A 22,622-nucleotide genomic window follows, 5' to 3' on the forward strand; every position below is an offset into this window, starting at 1 on the left:
AGTAGGATAACAATGGCAAATTTATTTTCACTAGAGGGCAAAGTTGTCCTAGTTACTGGCGCAAGTCGTGGTATCGGTAAAGCAATAGCAACGACTTTAATTGCGCAAGGCGCTAAAGTAGCGGGTACTGCAACGAGTGAGTCGGGCGCTGCAAATATAAGCGAGTACTTAGGCGATAACGGTAAAGGTTATGCATTAAACGTAACTGATCCTGCATCGATTGAGGCGATACTTGCTGCGATAAAAGCGGATTTGGGTGATATTGATGTATTAGTTAATAATGCCGGTATTACTCGCGATAATTTGCTTATGCGCATGAAAGAGTCAGAGTGGGACGATATCATTGATACTAATCTAAGCTCTATCTTTCGTTTGTCAAAAGCGGTATTACGTCCGATGATGAAGAAAAAGAATGGTCGTATTATTAACATCGGCTCGGTAGTAGGTACGATGGGTAATGCAGGGCAAGCTAATTATGCCGCAGCAAAAGCGGGTGTAATTGGTTTTTCTAAGTCATTAGCGCGTGAAGTGGCCTCTCGTGGTATTACAGTTAACGTTGTTGCACCTGGTTTTATTCAAACTGATATGACTGACGAGCTTACAGATGAGCAAAAAGCAGCTACGCTTGCTAATGTTCCAGCTGGACGATTAGGTCAACCAGATGAGATTGCAGCCGCAGTCTGTTATTTAGCATCTGATGCAGCTGCTTATGTTTCAGGCGAAACTTTGCATGTAAATGGTGCCATGTACATGGTATAAGGAACTTTGTTCCTATTTAGTTTTTGGTGAGTTTGTCGAAAAATGTTGAATTTTTTGTGAACTTGCTTTAAACATACTTGAATTCGTTGTGAAAATAAGCGATAAAAGAGCCAAATAACCTTCAAGAGGTTTGACCAGATAAATAATTATCAGCAAATCCTTGAATCACAGAATTATGCGCCGTAAACTACGCCGCAATCTGAAAATAACGCATTGGCGTTTTTAATAAAGGAAAGAAGAATGAGCGACATCCAAGAACGCGTAAAGAAAATCATCATTGAGCAACTAGGTGTTAAAGAAGAAGAAGTAAAGCACGAAGCTTCTTTCGTTGATGACTTAGGCGCAGATTCACTTGATACTGTTGAATTAGTAATGGCTCTTGAAGAAGAGTTTGACACTGAGATCCCAGACGAAGAAGCTGAAAAGATCACTACAGTACAATCTGCAATCGATTACGTTACAGCTCACGCTGAGTAATCAATCGCAAATTAAGGGTAGCATTCGCTACCCTTAATCTATTACACCCACCAGAAAAATAATAATTCCCATATTGGAGGCAAACCGTGGCTAAACGTCGAGTAGTCGTAACTGGCTTAGGAATGTTGACACCGCTAGGTAACGATGTTGAGTCAACGTGGCAAAACTTGTTAAACGGCAAAAGTGGTATTCAAACTATTACGCATTTTGATACTTCAAGTTTTGGCACCAAATTCGCAGGTTTGCTGAATAATTTTGATGCATCGGCTTACATGCCAAAGAAAGATGCTAAAAAAATGGATTTATTCATTCAGTACGGCATAGCGGCAGGTGTACAAGCAATACAAGATTCTGGCCTTGTGATCACAGAGCAGAACGCACCGCGCGTTGGTGTTGCTGTTGGTTCAGGCATTGGTGGTTTAACGCTGATTGAAGAGAACCACATAAAATTATTAAACAGTGGCCCACGTAAGCTTTCTCCTTTTTACGTACCATCGACCATCATCAATATGATCTCAGGTCATTTATCGATTATGCACGGTCTACGTGGTCCAAATATTTCAATTGTTACTGCCTGTACAACGGGTTTGCATAACATCGGTCACGCGGCGCGTATGATTGCCTACGGCGATGCAGATGCCATGGTAGCCGGTGGCGCTGAGAAGGCGTCAACACCAATTGGTATGGGTGGCTTTAATGCTGCACGCGCTTTATCTACCCGAAACGACGATCCGCAAGCGGCATCGCGCCCGTGGGATAAAGATCGTGATGGTTTTGTACTTTCCGATGGTGCAGGTGTGATCGTACTTGAAGAGTACGAACATGCAAAAGCGCGTGGTGCTAAAATCTACTCAGAGTTAGTTGGTTTTGGTATGAGCGGCGATGCATTCCATATGACATCACCACCAGAAGACGGTGCAGGTGCAGCTCTTGCGATGGAAAATGCGCTAAATGATGCGCAAATTAATGCTGACCAAGTGGGTTACATTAACGCACATGGCACATCGACTAATGCTGGCGACAAAGCTGAGACTTCAGCGGTTAAATCAATCTTCGGTAACGCAGCAAAAGATGTGATGGTGAGTTCATCTAAATCAATGATGGGCCATTTATTAGGTGCAGCAGGGTCTGTTGAGTCAATCATTACAATTTTGTCATTACAAGATCAAAAAGTAACACCAACAATTAACCTTGATAACCCTGATGAAGGATGTGATTTGGACTATGTTCCTCACACCGCTCGTGACGCGAAACTTGATTACGCGCTATGTAACTCATTTGGTTTTGGTGGTACTAATGGCTCGTTGCTATTTAAAAAGGTATAATCTTTTTTAACAACGATATCCAAGAAGAGCCCAGTTGTTACTGGGTTTTTTTATATGCAAAATATGCCTAAAAAAATAATTCAAATAATAAAAAAAGCCTCCAAAGAGCAATCAGCCACGATAAGCAGTCAAGACCGCGGCTTTAATTATGGGGATGGCTTTTTTACCACCGCTAAAGTGCAGGATGGTCAAGTGGTCCATTGGCCACTTCATCGAATGCGTTTAATTGAATGCGCAATGCGATTAGGCTTTAGCGAATTAGACTTTGTGCAGCTGGAATCAGAGATTACTGATTATATCGCCACAACAGCACTGGGCGTACTAAAAATTGTCGTAACGCGAGGCAGTGGTGGCCGAGGATATGGTTTACCTGAGTTACCACAGTCACTTATTATACTATCGCAGCTACCTTTTCCTGCCAGTTATTCTTTGCTTACACAACAAGGCATTAAATTAGCTATCAGCACGGTGCAATTAGCATCGCAACCTTTATTTGCAGGTTTAAAAACCTTAAATCGCTTAGAGCAGGTGATGATAAAACAGGCCATGGCGCATCAAACATGTGATGATGTGATCGTGTTAGATTATAATAATTTTGTGATAGAAACCTCCGCAGCAAACATAGTTGCCATTAATAAAGGCTGCGTCTTTAGTCCTAATTTGAAAAACTGCGGTATTCGGGGGGTTTATCTGCAATCTCTGTGTGATAAATTACCCGTGCAATTTATTGATATGACACTTGAGGAATTACAGCAAATGGAAGCTGTTTTTATTTGTAATAGCCTAATGGGTATTGTGCCTGTGACAGCGATCAATAATATAAAATATGAATTATCTACCAGTGTAGCCTTACTGGAAGATTTATTACTCAAGGAGTCAGCGTGTTAAAAGTGATTATCACGGTCTTATTATTGGCATTATTTGTCACTGGTATTGGCTACCAACAGTTGCAAACGACAATTAATAGTCCATTAAAAACGCCTCAAAACACGCTATTTGAAGTGAAAAAAGGCACGGGTTTTAACCAACTATGTCAGCAATGGCAGGCCAAGCAGTGGTTGAAAGATTGCTTTCGTTATCAAGTACTCGCTAAATTGGACCCAACATTAACTGATTTAAAAGCGGGCTTATATCAACTTGATACAGGCACCGTTTTAGATAATATTCGCCGTATTAACCAAGGTAAGCAGGCCAGCTTTAGTTTTACAATTATTGAAGGGCAATCATTGCGCGAAGTGTTAGCAGCAATTAGTCACGCAGAGTACCTTCGTAATGACTTAATACTTGATGAGCTATCTCAGCAAGTTTTAGGCTCAGATAAACATTTAGAAGGGTGGCTGTTTCCTGATACCTATCATTATCATGCTAATGATACTGCCAGCTCGGTGCTTAAGCGTGCGCATAAGATAATGCAAAGTGTGCTTGATGAAGCGTGGCAAAATAAAGCTCCTAACTTACCTTTAAAGTCTGCTTACGAAGTATTAATCATGGCGTCCATTATTGAAAAAGAAACAGGTCTTGCTAGCGAACGGCCATTAATCGCATCTGTGTTTACTAACCGATTAAACACAAAAATGCGCTTGCAAACGGATCCCACTGTGATTTATGGCATAGGCGCTGATTTTGATGGCGATATTAAACGCAAAGATTTAACGACTTATACGCCGTATAATACCTATAAAATAAATGGTTTACCGCCAACGCCTATTGCAATGCCATCAAAACCTGCAATTTTTGCTGCGGTTAATCCACCAAAATCTGAGTTTGTGTATTTTGTGGCAAAAGGTGATGGCAGCCACCAATTTTCAAAAACGCTAAAAGAGCATAATAAAGCGGTACAAGATTACTTGCGTTATCAAAAGCAGTTAAACAAATAGATTAAAAAATATAAAACGAGAAAGCCTACTAATGCTTTTTCAAACAAAAAAGAGAAACCATGACAGCAGCAAAATTTATTGTGATTGAAGGCTTAGAAGGCGCCGGAAAATCAACCGCTATAGCAATTTGCCAACAGTTTTTAGCGCAGCATGGCGTTGATTTTATCAATGTAAGAGAGCCCGGTGGTACCCCCATTGCTGAAGCACTGCGTAGTATCGTAAAAGACAATCACGACGAAGAGATTGCCAGCGAGACGGAGCTTTTGATCATGTATGCTGCTCGTTCTCAACTGTTGCACAATGTTATACGTCCAGCGATGGCAAAAGGACAATGGGTACTAGGTGATCGTCATGATTTATCATCGCAAGCGTATCAGGGCGGTGGGCGTGAAATTGCTTCAAACACTTTGGACTCCCTTGCTAGTATTGTATTAAAAGGTTTAAAACCTGATTTAACCATTTATTTGGATATTGACCCTGCTATTGGCCTTGCTCGTGCTAAAGGGCGTGGTGAGCTTGATCGTATAGAACAACAAGCCTTAAGTTTTTTTGAACGTACACGCACACGCTATTTAGAATTAGCAAAGTGTGACGACAGCATTGAGACCGTAAATGCACAGCAAAGTATCGAACGAGTACATCAAGATATTATCACTGTGCTAGATCAGTTTATTAAAAGTAACCATTAAAATGATTTATCCTTGGCTTAGTCATGTTGAACAACAATTAGCAGCAAGTTTTAACGCAGGACGCTTTCATCATGGACAATTATTGAATGGCCAGCAAGGTGTGGGTAAGCGTGCCTTAGTTGAACAATTAGCGAATGCATTATTGTGTTCATCGGCTAATAACTTAGTGCCTTGTGGAAACTGCAAAAGCTGCCATCTCAATCAAGCTGTGACTCACCCGGACAAGTATGTAGTGCAAGCTGATGGGCAAAGTATTGGTGTAGATGATATTCGCAGTGTCAGTGATTTTATGAATCAGTCAGCGGCGCAAAATGCAAATAAAGTGGTTGTTATAAACGACTGTCATAAAATGACCACCGCAGCAGCAAATGCCCTGTTAAAAACCTTAGAAGAGCCAAGTCCGCGTCGGTTTTTATTATTGACCACGAGTGCGACAACACAACTGCCAGCGACTATTTTAAGCCGCTGTGCGCTAACGCAAGTAAAAGTTAGTGATGTAAATGCAGCAAAAATGTGGATTTCGCAGTTACAAATTCCTGCCTATGAATGGCTTTCTTTATTTACTCAACAGCCGTTACTCATTGAACGTTGGCAACAAGACGAACAGCTGGAAATGATTGATAAACTTTATAAGTTTGCAACTGAGCTTAAACAAGGCCATAATTTCACCGCGTTGGTTGATATCATTAGTAAAGATACAGAGCGTGTTCGGGTATTTTGTTTATTTTTAAGTGAACAATTAAAACAACAACTCATTGCTGGAATGGATTTTGACTCGTATCAAAATGCGCAGAGCGCATTAGCGGAGTTTGTCCAAAACAGCACACAGATACTTGGATTGAATTTGCCTTTGGCTGTTTCTCGATTAGCGTATCGTTTACGCCAAAGCTATAAATAGGATTGATTGTGCAAGAATTATTAGTCGATTTAGATGATCTAGATGAATTATACCGCTGCTATATGCCGTATTTAAAAACCGGCGGGCTATTTGTACGCACTAATATGCGTTATGAAATGGGCCATTCACTGGCATTAAAAGTGACCTTACCTGATGCATTAGAAGATGATGTCATTACGGGGAAAGTTGCGTGGATCACACCCCAAGGCGCGCAAAGTTCTAACCCACCAGGAATAGGGATTAGTTTTATCGACGATAAAACCAATCTTAATGCGAAGATCGAAAAACTACTAGGGACTATGTTAAACTCTGGTAATCCAACTTATACCATGTAGTAAGCAGTAACGTGATTGTAGATTCTCATTGCCATTTAGACCGTCTCGATTTTGATAAACTCGATTTAAACTTAGACCAAGTGCTTGATAGTGCAAGGGCTAAACAGGTAGAACACTTTTTGTGTGTCAGTGTAACGCTTGATCAATTTCCATCTATGTTGGAAAAAATTCAAGGTTACAGTGATGTATCAGCGTCATGCGGTGTACACCCGCTAGATCAAAAAGATGCGTTAGATAAACAACGTTTAATAGATTTAGCGAGCCATGAAAAAGTAGTGGCTATTGGTGAAACCGGCCTTGATTATTATTACGCGAAAGATACGCATGCTGTACAACAAGCAAGTTTTGTCGGTCATATTGAAGTAGCGAATGAGCTGCAAAAACCGCTGATTATTCACACTCGTGATGCCCGAGAAGACACTATCAACCTGATGCGCGCACACAATGCAGAAAAATGTGGTGGCGTATTACACTGCTTTACAGAAGATTGGGATATGGCAAAAAAAGCCATTGATTTAGGTTTTTATATTTCTATCTCTGGCATTGTGACATTTAAAAATGCAGTAGAACTTAAAGACGTAGTTAAACAAATACCGTTAGATAGATTGTTGATTGAAACAGATTCGCCGTATTTAGCGCCAGTGCCTTATCGTGGCAAAACCAATCAGCCTGCTTATGTGCAAGATGTTGCTTATTATATTGCCGATTTAAAAGGTATTAGCTACAAAGAGTTAGCGACTGCCACTACAAATAATTTTTATTCATTATTTAATTTAGTGAACAAAGGATAATTAAGCATGAGTGATGCATCACTTCCTCTTTTATTAATGGGGCCGATGGTGCGCCGCGCAGATGCTGCTGAAGTTTGCATACAATTTGCCACGTCTGTGGCATCACAATATCGTATAGAGTTTGATAAAATAGACACCTTCAGCGAGCATCATAGCGTTGCTTTAGGTGCTCATCTTTATTTGCATTTTGTAATAATAAAGCCTGTGGTTGCCACACTCCCCATTGATAAATTGATAAGCTATCGCTTATTCAACGACTCTGCAGAGGTGGATTTAAGTGTTTTTTGCTACCAAGGTAAGGCAACCCCTGAGTTTGTAATTCCACATACACTCGAGCAGATATTACATGGTTCATGTCGTAATCCGCATCATCCAGCAAAAGACAGCTTAGTTGCAGCGAATGATTTTCAACAGCAAAATCGCAGTAATAGCAAAGCGGGGGCTGATATTTTATTACTCTCAGGCGATCAGGTTTACGCAGATGACGTTGCCGGCGCCATGCTAATTGCGATATATAGGCTGATTGATTTACTCGGTATTTATAAAGAACAACCCCTTGATATAGCACTGCCTGAAAAATTAACCGACCAACTCTATCAGCGGCACCTATTTTTGCCTAAAGTGCCTTGGCAGCAACGCAGTAAAATAGGCGTAGGGTATTGGCTCAAAAAAGATGAACCGCATTTTTCAAGTTTAAAAGCAGCCAATCACTTAATTGCGTTTGAAGAGTTTATAGCGCTATACCTGCTTAATTTTAGTTCGATTGTATGGGCGCATATCAGTATAGATACTATTACTTATCAAGCATCAAGCAATAAATGCCAACAGATATTTGAAAGCGAAAAGCAGGCCTTAGTCGGCTTTAGTGAAGGTTTAAAAGATGTGCAGGTGTTATTTGCAAACGTATCCACTTTAATGATGTTTGATGATCACGACGTGACCGATGATTGGAATTTAACAGCAGGGTGGGAGCAGTTGATTTATCAACACCCAGTAAGTCGGCGTATTATTAATAATGGTTTGATCAGTTACTGGTTAATGCAAGGCTTTGGTAATGATGCTGGTAATAAAACCGCTGTTTTACTCGATGAATTTAAAGCAAGTTTGACTGAGCAAAAGCAGTGGCATTATAAAGCATTTGATAAAACCATACTGGAATTTAACCATTGGCATTATGAGCTTAACACTGTACCAAAGGTGGTGGTGTTAGATACTCGTACTCATCGTTGGCGTAATGAACAAAACTTTAATGAACCCTCAGGCTTACTTGATTGGGAACGACTCATGGAGCTTGAAGCAAGCTTACTTACGCATGAGCAAGTGATTATCGTTTCACCTGCGCCGGTGTTTGGGGTTAAATCAATCGAGGCAATTCAAGCATTATTTAATATGTGTGGGCAGCCATTATTAGTTGATGTTGAAAACTGGATGGCCCATGAAGGCTCAGCTAAAAAATTACTCGATACCTTTCGCCGCGACGACACTCCAAAAGAAACGCTGATATTATCAGGCGATGTACATTATTCGTTTTGCTTTTCAGTGCAAAAACGCTTTGGCAAACATCCGAATCGGATCTGGCAACTTACCGCCAGTGGCATTAAAAATGAATTTCCGCGAAAATTAATTAATATACTCGATAAGCTCGATTCAATTTTATATTCACCGAAAAGCCCATTAAATTTCTTTACGAAACGTTGGCATATGGAAGTTGATAAACACCAAACAATAGGTGATGGACAAAAGTACCTTGTGAGCGACTCTGCTATTAGCTTAATTGATTTAAAGCAAGGGAAGTTGGCGCGTTATCAGTTACTTCATCCCGATAATCGCACCACAGAATTTGATTTAACGAATGATTAGTCGATTGATTTACGGTGTTTTTTTACATAATCACCAACATTACTTACAGTATCGAGCCAGTAGCCATTTTTTGGGTCTTTAAAGTAGATAATAAGCTGCTCTAAAACTTTCGCATCCGTTGAATACTGACTTTTTTCGCCAATATCGTGGCCTGCTAAAATTAACCACGCATTATTGTTACGTAATTGCTCAGTCATAGTAATGACTTCATCAAAGCTCATACCATCAATTCGCAGACCCGTTAGTTGTGCAAAGTCAGTAAAGTTAGGGTTATTAGCAGACTCGTCTAGCCAGGTTCGGCCACTATCAAAATGCTTGGCAATTAAAGGCACGTAGCTTTTGGTATTAATGCCGCGACCAACAAAAGTATTTCCGCAAGGGTAGGCAAATGCTCGCGGGGTAACGTCTAAATGCTTCGCGAGGTATTGTTGCGCACTTAGTATATCGTTTTCTAACCACTCAAGTGTCGTTTGTTCAAGTGATAAACCTTGTTTTCTAAGCCACTCAAAATTACCTGTGCAAACGTGGCTGCTAGTGTGATTAGCGATTTCATGACCAGCTTTAGCTGCTTTTTGCCATTTATTAAGGCGCTTTTCAACATTAAATGGGGATACGTAAAAAGTCGCTTTTACATTGTGCTTATTGAGTATGGTAGTGCCTACATCGACTTGACTTTCTCTTGCATCATCGAAGGTAATACTCACCGCATTTTGTGCTTTGTCTGGATAGGTAAAACCTAGGTATTTTGTTGAGTCTTGTGCAAAACAGGAGGCGCTTGTTAATAAATAAGCAATAGAGATGAAAGTGAATGGCTTAGGCATAGTAATTCCTTTGAGTTAGCTTTTTACCTATAAAAACAACAAAGCACACATAAGGCAATAGAAAACTACATGTTTAAAAAAGTTTTACGCTTTTATTGCTTTTAGATAAAAAATGCCCAGAACGAATCTGCATTGTTCTGGGCTTAGGGGTGGCTCTTGACGAGCCTGCGCTAACTTGGGAACACCTTCTAAATTCATTAAGGGAGAAGTAGAAAGTAATATTAAGTGTAGTTAACATATGTAAAAAGACACAATAAAATGAGTGATTTTTATACTGCTTTTAAAACAATGGTTTGTATTAAAATAAAGTAAAAAATAAAACTTTATGTTTTTGTTATTAACATTTCTTCTTACCAAACAATTAATTGCGTATTTTGCACTAAATCTCGTGGCAATGAATTTTTGATTTTATTCTTTTGCCATTTACCTAACCCTATTGGGCAGCCGCACAACGTTAGTATTACTTCTCCTAATGTACTCGTTGGTTCAGTTAAACGAATATCTTTACCTTGAAAGTAATCATTAGCTTGTTCGTTAGTTAGCGCATAGACGTTTTTTGAACATTGTCCGCCAAACACAGTGGCAAATTCATGATTAAGACGAACCCCATTTTTGTGGATCATGCCAAGGTGTATACCTAAGCGAGCGTATTTTATTTTATTTTCAATGGCATCAAATTCCTCAGGAAATAACCACAATTCTTTATCGCGTTGCATTAAGCTGCCAGCAAGAGGTTGCACAGCAAATTGTTTTTTAAGTTCGCTATTAAATGCCAAGGCTGCTTTTTTATCATAAGGTTGAAAAGGGAAAGCGCCTTTTTTAACTTTTTGATTAGGGTTATCGCAGCTACCCAACTTTTTAAATTTGGCAATAAAAAAACCTTCGCTATCAAAAGTTTGTGGCCAAACGTGTAAGTAACCCTCAGACGTTGTAGCGAGCTCTGCGCCGGTAAATAAATCATCTAATGGGTGTACTTCTAGCAGCTCTGGAAATTCGCTTAGCAAGTAGTCACACACTTGCTGATTTTCTAGCGGTGTTAAAGTACAGGTTGAGTACACTAAAGTGCCGCCGGGTTTTAACGCATAAAAGGCGCTTTTAATTAAGTTTTTTTGTACTTTAGCAATATCAATATTTGATTCAATTGACCAGTTTTTTAGTGCATCAGCATCTTTACGAACGGTACCTTCACCTGAGCAGGGAGCATCTAGCAAAATACTATCAAAGCACTCATACATGTAATCACCAAAAATAGCACCATCAAAATGTGAGAGTGCACAATTGCCCACCCCCATGCGTTTTAATGTCGCGCTGAGTACTTTTAAGCGAGATGACGACAATTCATTAGCAACCAAGACACCTTGGTTATTCATTAGTGCGGCAAGTTGTGAGGTTTTAGAGCCTGGGGCTGATGCCATATCAAGCACATGTATTGCATTAATTAATGACTCTTTGAGTGCCATTGGTGGCAGCATTGAGCTGGCTTCTTGAACATACATGGCACCACTTAGGTGTAAGTCAGTGTTCCCTAGGGCTAATGCTTGCTCTTCTTTTTCAGGGCGTACTAACCAAAAACCTTCGCTACACCATGGGATCGCCGTTAATTGCCAGCCTTTTCCTTTGGCCGCCAGCTTAAAATCCTCAACTGACATTTTTAGAGTATTAACGCGTACAGATTTGCGCAGGGGTCTGCGACAGGCACTGAGAAAGTCATCGAGTGTTAGGTGCGCTGGTAAATAGGTGTTTACGTCATCTATAAAAGGCTGGGGGATATAGGTATTGGCGTCCAAGACTAAGCTCACAGAGAATTTTAAAGGTGTATTCTATCATTATTACTGGCATTGAGGGTCGCCTTAAATAAAATTTTATGGTTGTTATTCCTGTCGACATTTACTGGTTTTTTATTTGCATTTTGAGCTTTTAAATATAGTTATCTATTTTTATGTCGACAATAGTCGGTTTTAAACACTCTTTTTGGTGATTTAGGCTTGACACATTTTCAGCAAAAGACCATAGTGTAGTCATTAATTGTCGACAATCTTAGAGAAGTATTAAATGACGCAAGACGCTTTTAGCAAAACACCTATTACCACAGCTTCCGATCAAGTGTTTGTGGATATGCGTCGTGAAATTGTCGAAGGTACGATAGAGCAAGGCAGCAAAATCTCAGAGCCTGAACTGGCAAAGCGCTATGGGGTAAGTCGTGCGACATTACGCGAAGCATTAAACCGCCTTGAAAGTTGCTATTTAGTTGAGCGCAAAGCCAATGTGGGTTGTCGCGTGGTGGCCCTTACTGCAGAGCGTTTGATAGAAGTATACGAAGTGCGCAGTGCCCTTGAAGGCTTAGCTTGTCGATTAGCTGCCGACAATATGGCAGCAGATGAAGTGCAAAGCTTAAAACAATTACTTAATCAACATCTACAAACTCAGCGAGTAAAAGAGGGCGAGTCGTACTATCAAGAAGCGGGTGATTTGGATTTTCATTATCGCATTATTAAAGGTAGTAAAAACGAGCATCTTATTCATCTACTGAGTAATGGGCTTTATCAGCTAATTCGTATGTATCGTGTGCAAATGGGCATGGTTGGCCCGCGAGTGTCAAAAGCGTTTGATGAGCACTTAGCAATCATTAATGCGATTGAAAGCCACGATGGTGAATTAGCTGAGCTATTAATGAAACGCCACATCAGTGCATCGCAAGCAAATGTTCAAAACAAATTTGATTTATTGGCAGCACAAAAAAGTGCAGTCAATAAATAACTAATAGCAAAATTGTCATAGTTAAAATTTAAAAATAAAGTCTGCCTCGAGCAGCTACCGTTCAAAGGAGACAGCAATGTCAGCAGGATCAAAGTTTAAACAGGCGATAGCGAATAACCATCCACTGCAAGTGGTAGGAACTATCAACGCGTACACAGCAATGATGGCTGAAAAAATGGGCCACCAAGCAATTTACTTATCAGGTGCAGGTGTTGCCAATGCCTCCTATGGCATGCCAGATTTAGGTATGACCAGCCTTGATAATGTACTTGAAGATATTCGTCGCATTACAGGTGCAAGCGATTTACCGTTACTTGTTGATGCTGACACCGGGTGGGGGGGGGCATTCAATATTGCACGCACAGTAAAAGAAATGACCAAAGCAGGTGCGGCAGGTTTTCATATTGAGGACCAAGTTGCGCAAAAGCGTTGCGGCCATCGCCCAAATAAAGAAATTGTTTCTCAAGGTGAAATGGTTGACCGTATTAAAGCGGCCGTTGATGCAAAAACTGACAGCGATTTTTACATTATGGCGCGCACCGATGCATTCCAAAAAGAAGGCTTAAATGCCGCAATTGACCGTGCAGCCGCCTGTGTTGAAGCGGGTGCTGATGCAATTTTTGCTGAAGCAGTCCACGACCTTGCTGATTATCAAGCATTTTCTAAAGCGATTAACGTCCCCGTTTTGGCAAACATTACTGAATTTGGTCAAACGCCTATTTACACTAAAGAGCAGTTATCAGATGTTGGCGTTCAAATGGTGCTTTACCCACTAAGTGCATTTAGAGCGATGAATAAAGCGGCGCTTAATGTGTACTCTGCTATTTTAAATGAAGGCTCGCAACAAAGCCAAATTGAAAACATGCAAACCCGTGCTGAACTTTATGACTTTTTAGATTATCACACGTATGAAAATACCCTTGATAATCTTTTTTCAGCAAATAAATAATCCCAATTATAAGAACAACAAAATTTAGGAGAATACTCATGGTCGATAAAGCATTAGGTGGTGCAGGTTTACGTGGTCAAGTAGCAGGTCAAACAGCATTGTGCACAGTAGGACAAACAGGGTCAGGTTTAACGTATTGTGGTTACGATATCGCAGAGCTGGCTGAAAAAGCGCAATTTGAAGAAGTGTCGTTTTTACTTTCACGTGGCAAATTGCCAACGTCTTCAGAACTTGCTGAATATAAAGCTAAATTAAAAAGCTTACGTGGTTTGCCAGCGGCACTTAAAACCGTGCTTGAGAACATTCCAAAAGATGCTCACCCAATGGATGTAATGCGTACAGGTTGCTCTATGCTGGGTAATCTTGAAATGGAAAATGATTTTAGCGAAGCAAATGATGCAATTGATCGTATGGTTGCCGTATTCCCAAGTATTATTTGTTATTGGTATCGCTTTACCCATGATGGCGTTCGCATTGAAACACACACTGACGATGACTCAGTTGGCGCACATTTTTTAACACTACTACATGATAAAGCACCGTCAGAACTATTTGCACAAGTGATGAATGTGTCACTGATTTTATATGCAGAGCATGAGTTTAATGCCTCAACCTTTACCGGTCGCGTGTGTGCATCAACGCTATCTGATATTCATTCTTGTGTGACAGGCGCAATTGGTACGTTACGCGGTCCATTACACGGCGGCGCAAATGAAGCGGCAATGGATTTAATTGAAGGTCTTACTGATGCCGATCACGCAGAGCAAGAAATTATGGGCATGCTTGCGCGTAAAGATAAAATCATGGGCTTTGGTCATGCCATTTATCGTGAGTCTGATCCACGTAATGTGATCATTAAAAAATGGTCTGAAAAACTAGCTGCTGAAGTCGGCGACAATGTACTTTATCCAGTATCAGTACGCTGTGAAGAAGTCATGTGGCGTGAGAAAAAGTTATTCTGTAACGCTGATTTTTTCCATGCATCGACCTATCACTTTATGGGTATCCCAACTAAGTTATTTACCCCTATTTTTGTGATGAGCCGTGTAACAGGTTGGACTGCTCATGTAAAAGAGCAACGTGCTAACAACCGTATTATCCGCCCAAGTGCCGATTACACTGGGCCAGATGCGCGCACTTATACACCAATCGAATCACGTTAAGACCAAAAGGGTGGGCGTTTTCAAGCGCTCACCTTTTCTTTTTGCACATTTTAATTGTACATAGTTTTTAAGGCTTCATCTTTTTCACACTTTCCTTAAACACACTATACGTGTGCAACCACCGTCACCTATTAGCGAACTTTTATTATGACCATTATTAATAACACCAAATATCGAAAACCGTTACCAAACAGTAATGTAGATTACTTTGATGTCGAAACCGCCGTTGATGACATTAAGCCAGGTGCATACGCTACCTTGCCTTACACATCACGCGTATTAGCAGAGAACTTAGTGCGTCGCTGTGATCCAGACATGCTAACCGCAGCATTGTCGCAGCTGATTGAGCGTAAACAAGATTTAGATTTTCCGTGGTACCCAGCGCGCGTAGTATGTCACGATATTTTAGGGCAAACCGCATTGGTTGATTTAGCAGGCTTGCGTGATGCCATTGCAGCAAAAGGCGGCGATCCGGCGAAAGTAAATCCAGTCGTACCAACACAGTTAATTGTAGATCACTCATTGGCAGTGGAACATGCAGGTTTTGATCCTGATGCATTTGAAAAAAACCGCGCCATAGAAGACAGACGAAACGATGACCGTTTTCACTTTATTAACTGGACAAAAACGGCCTTTAAAAATATTGATGTGATCCCACCGGGTAACGGCATCATGCATCAAATCAACCTTGAAAAAATGTCGCCAGTGATCCAAAACCGCGATGGTATTGCTTTTCCAGATACCCTTGTTGGTACAGATAGCCACACACCTCATGTCGATGCACTTGGCGTAATTGCAGTCGGTGTTGGTGGTCTTGAAGCTGAAAGTGTGATGCTTGGTCGCGCCTCTTATATGCGCCTGCCAGACATCGTAGGTGTTGAGCTCACTGGTAAGCGCCAACCGGGTATTACTGCAACGGATATCGTACTTGCTATCACCGAATTTTTACGCGAACAACGCGTTGTATCAACTTATTTAGAGTTTTATGGCGAAGGTGCTGACGCATTAACATTAGGCGATCGTGCAACCATTTCAAATATGACACCAGAATTTGGTGCCACTGCTGCGATGTTTTATATCGATCAAATGACCATTGATTATTTGCGCTTAACAGGGCGCGGCGAAGAGCAAATTGCGCTTGTTGAAAATTATGCTAAAACTACCGGGCTTTGGAGCGATAGTCTAAAAACAGCGCAGTACGAACGTGTACTAACCTTTGATTTATCAAGTGTAGGGCGTAATATTGCAGGTCCTTCAAATCCACATCGCCGTGTTTCTACCCGTGATTTGGCTGCAAAAGGTATTTCAGGTGTAGTCGAGAACGAAGTCGGTTTAATGCCCGATGGTGCCTGTATTATTGCAGCTATCACCAGTTGTACTAATACCAGTAATCCACGTAACGTGATTGCCGCAGGTTTAATTGCCCGTAACGCAAACGCGAAAGGTTTAAGTCGTAAACCGTGGGTTAAAACCTCACTCGCGCCGGGTTCAAAGGCGGTGCAATCATACCTTGAAGACGCCAAATTATTGTCAGAACTTGAGCAGCTTGGTTTTGGTATTGTTGGCTTTGCATGTACGACGTGTAATGGCATGAGTGGCGCGCTTGATCCGGTTATTCAACAAGAAGTGATTGACCGTGATTTATACGCCACGGCAGTACTTTCGGGTAATCGTAATTTTGATGGTCGTATTCATCCTTATGCAAAACAAGCATTTTTAGCGTCTCCTCCGTTAGTGGTGGCCTATGCCATTGCTGGAACTATTCGTTTTGATATTGAAAAAGATGTACTTGGTCTAGATCAACACGGTAACGACGTTACCCTTAAAGATATTTGGCCATCAGATGAAGAAATAGATGCCGTTATTAAGCAGAGTGTAAAACCAGAACAGTTTAAAAAAGTGTACGAGCCCATGTTTAATTTAACCGTTGATTACGGTGAAGATAACGACCCACTTTACGACTGGCGCGCACAAAGTACGTATATTCGCCGCCCACCTTATTGGGAAGGTGCATTAGCAGGTGAGCGGACTATGAAAGGGATGCGCGCTTTAGCAGTGCTTGGCGATAACATAACAACGGACCATTTATCACCATCAAATGCAATTATGGCCAGCAGCGCGGCGGGTGAATATCTCACTCATATGGGCGTACCAGAAGAAGATTTTAACTCGTACGCAACACACCGTGGCGATCACTTAACAGCGCAGCGCGCGACCTTTGCCAACCCTAAATTGCTTAACGAGATGGTGATTGAAAACGGTGAGATAAAGCAAGGTTCATTCGCTCGTGTTGAGCCAGAAGGCACGGTTACTCGTATGTGGGAAGCAATCGAAACGTACATGGCGCGTAAACAGCCGTTGATCATCGTTGCAGGGGCTGATTATGGTCAAGGTTCATCGCGTGATTGGGCAGCAAAAGGTGTACGCTTAGCGGGTGTTGAAGTCATAGCTGCAGAAGGCTTTGAGCGCATTCACCGTACTAACTTAATAGGGATGGGCGTATTACCACTTGAATTTAAAGCAGGCACGACTCGTAAAACCCTCAAACTAGATGGCAGTGAAAGTTATGATGTAACAGGTGAACTAACCCCTGGTGCAACGGTTAATTTAACCATAACTCGCACAGATGGCGAAGTGCTCAACGTGCCAACAAAATGCCGAATTGACACCCAAGAAGAGCTATCAATTTATGCCGCAGGGGGTGTGTTACAACGCTTTGCGCAAGACTTTTTAGAATCAACACAAAGCGCATAAGGAACAGTAATGACATTCAAACCACAAATTAAAGTGCCAGCTACCTATATGCGCGGTGGCACCAGTAAAGGTGTGTTTTTTAACCTTACAGACTTACCGGAGGCTGCCCAAGTGGCAGGCTCTGCGCGAGATGATTTATTACTGCGCGTTATCGGCAGTCCCGATCCTTATGCTAAGCAAACCGATGGTATGGGCGGGGCAACGTCAAGCACTAGTAAAACGGTAATTTTAAGCAAAAGTGAGCAGCCTGATCACGATGTTGATTACTTATTTGGCCAAGTAGCTATTGATAAGCCTTTTGTTGATTTCAGCGGCAATTGCGGTAATTTAACTTCAGCCGTAGGTGCATTTGCAATTAGTAATGGTCTTGTTGATAAAAGTCGTATTCCTGACAATGGCGTTGCCATAGTACGTGTTTGGCAAGCGAATATTAAAAAAACTATTTTAGTCCATGTGCCAATAACTAACAGTGAAGTACAAGAGACTGGCGATTTTGAACTTGATGGCGTGACGTTTCCTGCCGCAGAAGTAAAGCTAGAATTTATGGATCCTGCCGATGGTGACGGTGCGTTATTCCCAACGGGCAATGTGGTTGATGAGCTTGAAGTACCTGAATTTGGTGTACTTAAAGCGACTATGATCAACGCTGGCATCCCAACTATTTTTGTCAACGCAACAGATATCGGTTACACCGGCACCGAGCTGCAAGAGGATATTAACAATGATGACCAAGCACTGGCAAAGCTTGAATCCATTCGCGCTCATGGTGCAGTAAAAATGGGCTTGATCAGCCATATTAGTGAAGCGGCAGCACGTCAGCATACTCCAAAAGTGGCATTTGTAAATAAACCACTCACGTATATCGCATCAAGCAGCAAAGAAATTAACAGCAATGATATAGATTTATTAGTACGTGCTATGTCGATGGGTAAACTGCATCATGCCATGATGGGCACCGCAGCCGTAGCTATTGGCACAGCCGCCGCAATTAAAGGCACGTTAGTTAATTTAGCCGCTGGTGGCGGACAATTAAGTGAAGTCAACTTTGGTCACCCTTCAGGCACCTTAAAAGTGGGCGCAAAAGCCACGCTCAATAATGGTAACTGGCAGGTTACTAAAGCCAGCATGAGCCGCAGCGCACGCGTACTAATGGAAGGGATAGTGAGGGTAAGCATTTGACGTTTAATTAAAATCTAGCTGTTAGTGGGATTTTATAACCAGAGATTATTTTTAGATAGTGCGTTTGTCTAAATCGTTTTTAATCCCAACTGATACTTGCTGCTTTAGATAACTTAAGAATACGCAATCCCAAAAGTGGTATTATACTGCTTCTTAGATTGCGTAACATTGCTGCTTTTTTTTATTAATAAAAGCGTCAAACAGTGTTTTGTCCATTGAATCAATTTCGTGGTTAAGATCTTGCAATACCTTTTGCCAATGAGGTTTAGATTTACTTATTGAGTAGTATAATGGCTTGTATTCCAATTTAGGTTGTAATGCGACCAAAGATTCAACTATCTGTACTCTGTTTTTTATTGAGAGATCAGATTTATATAAGCTTGCTTTTAACACATCTAAATCCGCAACAATTAAACTAACACGGTTACTTAATAGTAGATTGATAAGCTGATATTCATTATTAGCAACGACAGTAGCGATTTTCTTTTTTTCAATGAGCTCGTCGAGTTCTTTTGTATTTTTGTATGACCTTACGACTCCAATTAATAGGTTTTTTATTGATGATAACTCACCATTAAAGGAAATCTTGTTACCTTTTAAAGCAACAAAAGATAAGTCACCGCCAGGGATCGGATAGCTAAGGGCAAGTAATTCATTGCGTGTTTTATCTAAAACATTATCTGAAATAACACCGTCTTCAACAAAGTATTCGGGAAATAGAATATCTGCCTTACCAAGCTCTGCTTCTCTCACTGCACGAGCCCAAGGATAAAAAGCGATATATACCCCATAGCCTTTTTTTAATAAAGATTGCACAGTAAATTGAAAAAGCCAGCCTTGATTGCATGAGTTTTCGTCTATATAAGGTGGCCAATCAAGCGTAACAAGTCGTAGTACTTTATTCGCCTTTAAATTAAAGCCGTACCCATCTTTATATCTCACTGCATTTTCGGTTATTAGTGCCCCATTGATTTCATAAGCAATAGTGGGGAGGGTAGCAAGCGCTTGATAAGATGATAATAGTAAGAGAGCTGCAAGTAATTTCATAAATTTTTAAGCTTTTGTTATATATAAAAAGTCTAGTTCTTTATTGCGATTGTACAACTAATTAAAAGCAACAAGCTGAAATATAATAAAGCTGTTAATTGGCAAGCATTGCTTGAGTTGACTTTGCCTAGCCTAAAAATTTAACTTCGAAAGGTAAACAGGTCGTAGAGTATTGTGTTGAAATAAAGCAGTAAAAGCGATTAAACTCCAAAGTCATAAAAATTGGAAAAAGAATTAAGTTCAAGGAATTAGAATGAGAATAAGCAAACTATCATTAACCAACTTTCGATCATTTAAAGAAAAGCAAACCATTGATTTTGCGCCTGTTACTTTATTATTTGGCCCAAACAGCGTAGGGAAAAGCTCAGTTTTAATGGCTTTATTTTATTTACACCAATTACTTACAACCAAAATAACCAACCCGAATCAAATTAGTGCCATTAACGGGCATTATATTGATGGATTTTATGCGCTAGTAAATGGTAAAAATTTAGATAAAGATATAACAATTGCTGTTGAGCTAGATAAGCAAGGCGCATTTGGCGTTGAGTATTTACCTGAAACAACACAAATGGTTGAATCCTTAATCGATAAAGGGGCAGTCAATAATGACGATCCTGTCTTTGTACTAGGTTCAATTCAGCAGAGGGTTGAAAAGTTTCAGCTAGAGTTTGTAATTAGTTGGTCTCATAAAAAACAAAATGCTTACCTAAAATCGTATACCGTTTATGGTGATGGCGAGCTATTAGGGGAAATAAACACTGAAGCGAAAGAGTTTAAAACAACCATTTCAAAGCTAAATTTAAAACATGCGGCTTTAGCGCCTGCGCAGCAAATTACTTATGTAGATAATTTAATCGCTGAGTCTGATTGTTTGCATCCGCATTTACTTAAAAGTGCTTCTGAGCTAGAAGCCAAGTCTGAACGAATTTCTGAGAGTGGCTATGTTTCGGCATTACAACATTATTTACTAACTAAAACGCCTGATTATTTTGGAATGACAGATTTTTCAAATAATGAAGCTGTAATAAAGCCAATTATTATTGCGCATACCGAGCTTGGGATCCCGCGATTAGAGCAAAAAATAGATCTCGTCATGAATGAATCAGAAGTGGGTATTAATGGGGGTTACTTGCATAATCAACAAATAACTGCCTGTTTTACTGAACTATTTATAGCACCGCTAGATATGTTGTGCGGCTTGTTATCAAACAGTGTAAATATTGGTCCTTTACGAATTGTACCCGATCAAAACTATGATATTTATTCAAATACAGAGCAAAAGCATTGGTACAATGGTAAGGCTGCATGGGATTTATTAGCTAAAAATGATGCGGATTTAAATAAAGGTGTTGATGACTGGTTAAAAAGTGAAGATAAATTAAATACAGGCGTTGGCTTGATGTCGCAGTCACAACCATTCGCAAATGCGCTAAATCAGTTTACTGGCGAACAAAAAAGCCACTCTAAAGCCGTCACACCTTTTTTATGGGATATCAACTCACAGATACCCGTATGGCCGAGTGAGGTTGGCGTGGGTATATCTCAATTAACGCCATTAGTGGTTGCTTCACATTACGTTAAACAGGGTATTATTGCTGTGGAGCAGCCTGAGCTGCATATTCATCCTAGGTTACAAGTGCAATTAGGTGACTTACTAATTAAACAGAGTTCAAAAGCCAACTTTTTTATTGAAACACACAGCGAACATTTAATTTTAAGATTATTACGTAGAATTAGAGAAAGCGCTGAAGGCAAGTTAACTAAGGAACAAACCCCGGTTCTACCCAGCGATATTGGGGTTGTGCTGTTATCAAAAACGACAGGAGGTGTAGAAGTAAAAAAACTGGAAATAACCGCTGATGGTGATTTTGAAACACAGTGGCCAGGTGGTTTTTTTGATGAGCGAGATGAGGAGTTATTCTGATGTACCAAGAAATAGCATTCGATCCTCGTTGCCTTGCTGAATTTCATTATTATGGATTATTAAAAACAGAGTTTGGTTTTGAGCAAGGCCGTTATATTATTGCACCCGTAAGAAAATGGGCAAGAGAAGCCTATAAGGCGGCCAAAGAGTCTGAACAACTTAAGCCTGTTCGAAAAAAATCTATAACAACCTATTTAAATAAGCTGCAAAAGCAAAAAAACAGCTCGTTTATTGTATTGCCAAATTATCGAAAATACATTGATAAAGGCAGTTGGATTGATTGGTGTGAAGATCAAATGGTATTAGCGCCGTTTAAAAATGTAATATCTGAGCACTTTACTGATGCTTTAAGCTTTAACGATATTTTAGAGCGAGATCAACGTTGGCAGATCACCCCAACGGTTACTGTAGATAAAAATGCAGCTGACATTGTCGCGATAATTAAGCCACTGATAAAATTAGGCGGCGATATTATAATTGTTGATCAGTACTTTCGTTTAACAAACAATAAAGTATTGGATGGTATTTTGGCTGAAATTAACAAAAGTGACTGTATTACCTCTATAAAATTAGTTACAGGTATAAATACTGCAAACCCCAAACACACTTTTATTAAGCAATATCAAAATAAATACTCCCACTTACCTCCTTTTGAATTAATTGTAGCACCAGAAAGGTTCTTTCATGACCGCTATATAATTACCTCTTTTGGTTCAATCAAAGCAGGGCATGGCTTTTCTGAAGCGGTAGAGCAAGGCACTCAAGCTGATAAGCTGAGTATAAATTTATGCGGTAAAAATGAAGCTGATGAAGCCTTAGATTGGGTTTTTAAAGTTGTAAATGATGGGAAAGCAAAGTGCTTCAGGTTGAAGTAAAACTAACATAAGTTAAACTATGTGGCTGAGGGAATATAGTTTTTTACAGCGAACTTATTACCCCTAAATGAGGCTGTGCGAGTGGTTGATGAAAAGCAGATGATCGTTTTACATAGCTGCCAGAGCACGGATTACTGAC

20 protein-coding genes are annotated in these 22,622 nt (G+C 40.4%); 17 read left to right on the top strand and 3 right to left on the bottom strand.

The window, feature by feature from the left end; genetic code table 11:
* Positions 1–12 precede the first annotated feature (12 nt).
* The 10 genes from fabG to HH219_RS00400 all read left to right on the top strand — a co-directional run bounded on the left by fabG (position 13) and on the right by HH219_RS00400 (position 9,011).
* Positions 13–759: a 3-oxoacyl-ACP reductase FabG gene (fabG, locus tag HH219_RS00355; RefSeq protein WP_169326299.1), complete on the top strand. Its 747-nt coding sequence runs from the start codon at positions 13–15 to the stop codon at positions 757–759.
* A 240-nt stretch (positions 760–999) separates the two neighbouring features.
* A complete protein-coding gene (acpP, locus tag HH219_RS00360) occupies positions 1,000–1,236 on the top strand; it encodes an acyl carrier protein (protein WP_054203561.1) in 237 nt (78 codons plus the stop codon).
* 86 nt (positions 1,237–1,322) lie between these two features.
* Positions 1,323–2,561: a beta-ketoacyl-ACP synthase II gene (gene fabF, locus HH219_RS00365; protein WP_054203562.1), complete on the top strand. Its 1,239-nt coding sequence runs from the start codon at positions 1,323–1,325 to the stop codon at positions 2,559–2,561.
* 63 nt (positions 2,562–2,624) lie between these two features.
* Positions 2,625–3,449, top strand: coding sequence for an aminodeoxychorismate lyase (gene pabC / locus HH219_RS00370; protein ID WP_054203679.1), 825 nt, complete (start codon positions 2,625–2,627; stop codon positions 3,447–3,449).
* Positions 3,443–4,438, top strand: coding sequence for an endolytic transglycosylase MltG (gene mltG, locus HH219_RS00375; protein WP_169326300.1), 996 nt, complete (start codon positions 3,443–3,445; stop codon positions 4,436–4,438). The genes pabC and mltG overlap by 7 nt, the downstream gene beginning before the upstream one ends.
* Positions 4,439–4,497: 59 nt before the next feature.
* The gene (gene tmk / locus HH219_RS00380) at positions 4,498–5,127 is read left to right on the top strand and encodes a dTMP kinase (RefSeq protein WP_054203564.1); all 630 of its coding nucleotides are present in this window, start codon (positions 4,498–4,500) and stop codon (positions 5,125–5,127) included.
* Between the two features lies 1 nt (position 5,128).
* Positions 5,129–6,025: a DNA polymerase III subunit delta' gene (gene holB / locus HH219_RS00385; protein WP_054203565.1), complete on the top strand. Its 897-nt coding sequence runs from the start codon at positions 5,129–5,131 to the stop codon at positions 6,023–6,025.
* 8 nt (positions 6,026–6,033) lie between these two features.
* On the top strand, positions 6,034–6,360 hold the full coding sequence (locus HH219_RS00390; protein ID WP_054203566.1) for a PilZ domain-containing protein: 327 nt from the start codon (positions 6,034–6,036) through the stop codon (positions 6,358–6,360).
* A gap of 11 nt (positions 6,361–6,371) precedes the next feature.
* Positions 6,372–7,151, top strand: a complete 780-nt coding sequence (locus HH219_RS00395; protein WP_054203567.1) for a YchF/TatD family DNA exonuclease — start codon at positions 6,372–6,374, stop codon at positions 7,149–7,151.
* A gap of 6 nt (positions 7,152–7,157) precedes the next feature.
* Positions 7,158–9,011 carry a metallophosphatase gene (locus tag HH219_RS00400; protein ID WP_169326301.1) on the top strand — a complete coding sequence of 618 codons (1,854 nt, stop codon included), beginning with the start codon at positions 7,158–7,160 and terminating at the stop codon, positions 9,009–9,011.
* Here HH219_RS00400 and HH219_RS00405 read toward each other — a convergent pair.
* Together HH219_RS00405 and rsmF are read right to left on the bottom strand one after the other, a co-directional pair.
* On the bottom strand, positions 9,008–9,832 hold the full coding sequence (locus tag HH219_RS00405; protein ID WP_169326302.1) for a polysaccharide deacetylase family protein: 825 nt from the start codon (positions 9,830–9,832) through the stop codon (positions 9,008–9,010). The genes HH219_RS00400 and HH219_RS00405 overlap by 4 nt on opposite strands.
* A gap of 350 nt (positions 9,833–10,182) precedes the next feature.
* Positions 10,183–11,619 (bottom strand): 16S rRNA (cytosine(1407)-C(5))-methyltransferase RsmF, encoded by a 1,437-nt coding sequence (gene rsmF / locus HH219_RS00410; RefSeq protein WP_169326432.1) that lies wholly within the window; start codon positions 11,617–11,619, stop codon positions 10,183–10,185.
* A gap of 265 nt (positions 11,620–11,884) precedes the next feature.
* On the opposite strand from rsmF, the gene HH219_RS00415 reads away from it, so the two are divergent.
* From HH219_RS00415 to prpF, 5 genes are all read left to right on the top strand, one after another.
* Entirely contained in the window at positions 11,885–12,589 is a 705-nt protein-coding gene (locus tag HH219_RS00415) for a GntR family transcriptional regulator (protein ID WP_054453418.1), read from the top strand.
* Between the two features lie 76 nt (positions 12,590–12,665).
* A complete protein-coding gene (gene prpB, locus HH219_RS00420) occupies positions 12,666–13,538 on the top strand; it encodes a methylisocitrate lyase (RefSeq protein ID WP_054203572.1) in 873 nt (290 codons plus the stop codon).
* Positions 13,539–13,576: 38 nt separating this feature from the next.
* The gene (gene prpC / locus HH219_RS00425; protein ID WP_169326303.1) at positions 13,577–14,701 is read left to right on the top strand and encodes a 2-methylcitrate synthase; all 1,125 of its coding nucleotides are present in this window, start codon (positions 13,577–13,579) and stop codon (positions 14,699–14,701) included.
* A 147-nt stretch (positions 14,702–14,848) separates the two neighbouring features.
* On the top strand, positions 14,849–17,455 hold the full coding sequence (gene acnD / locus HH219_RS00430) for a Fe/S-dependent 2-methylisocitrate dehydratase AcnD (RefSeq protein WP_169326304.1): 2,607 nt from the start codon (positions 14,849–14,851) through the stop codon (positions 17,453–17,455).
* Positions 17,456–17,464: 9 nt separating this feature from the next.
* Positions 17,465–18,634 carry a 2-methylaconitate cis-trans isomerase PrpF gene (gene prpF / locus HH219_RS00435; protein ID WP_169326305.1) on the top strand — a complete coding sequence of 390 codons (1,170 nt, stop codon included), beginning with the start codon at positions 17,465–17,467 and terminating at the stop codon, positions 18,632–18,634.
* A gap of 153 nt (positions 18,635–18,787) precedes the next feature.
* Here prpF and HH219_RS00440 read toward each other — a convergent pair whose 3' ends face one another.
* A complete protein-coding gene (locus tag HH219_RS00440; protein WP_169326306.1) occupies positions 18,788–19,681 on the bottom strand; it encodes a transporter substrate-binding domain-containing protein in 894 nt (297 codons plus the stop codon).
* Between the two features lie 253 nt (positions 19,682–19,934).
* Here HH219_RS00440 and HH219_RS00445 point away from each other — a divergent pair, with 253 nt between their 5' ends.
* Both HH219_RS00445 and HH219_RS00450 read left to right on the top strand, forming a co-directional pair.
* The gene (locus HH219_RS00445; RefSeq protein ID WP_169326307.1) at positions 19,935–21,608 is read left to right on the top strand and encodes an AAA family ATPase; all 1,674 of its coding nucleotides are present in this window, start codon (positions 19,935–19,937) and stop codon (positions 21,606–21,608) included.
* On the top strand, positions 21,608–22,483 hold the full coding sequence (locus tag HH219_RS00450) for a hypothetical protein (protein WP_169326308.1): 876 nt from the start codon (positions 21,608–21,610) through the stop codon (positions 22,481–22,483). The genes HH219_RS00445 and HH219_RS00450 overlap by 1 nt, the downstream gene beginning before the upstream one ends.
* Positions 22,484–22,622 lie beyond the last annotated feature (139 nt).

Origin of the sequence: Pseudoalteromonas sp. NEC-BIFX-2020_015 (assembly GCF_012952265.1) — a bacterium.
Taxonomy (GTDB): domain Bacteria; phylum Pseudomonadota; class Gammaproteobacteria; order Enterobacterales; family Alteromonadaceae; genus Pseudoalteromonas; species Pseudoalteromonas neustonica.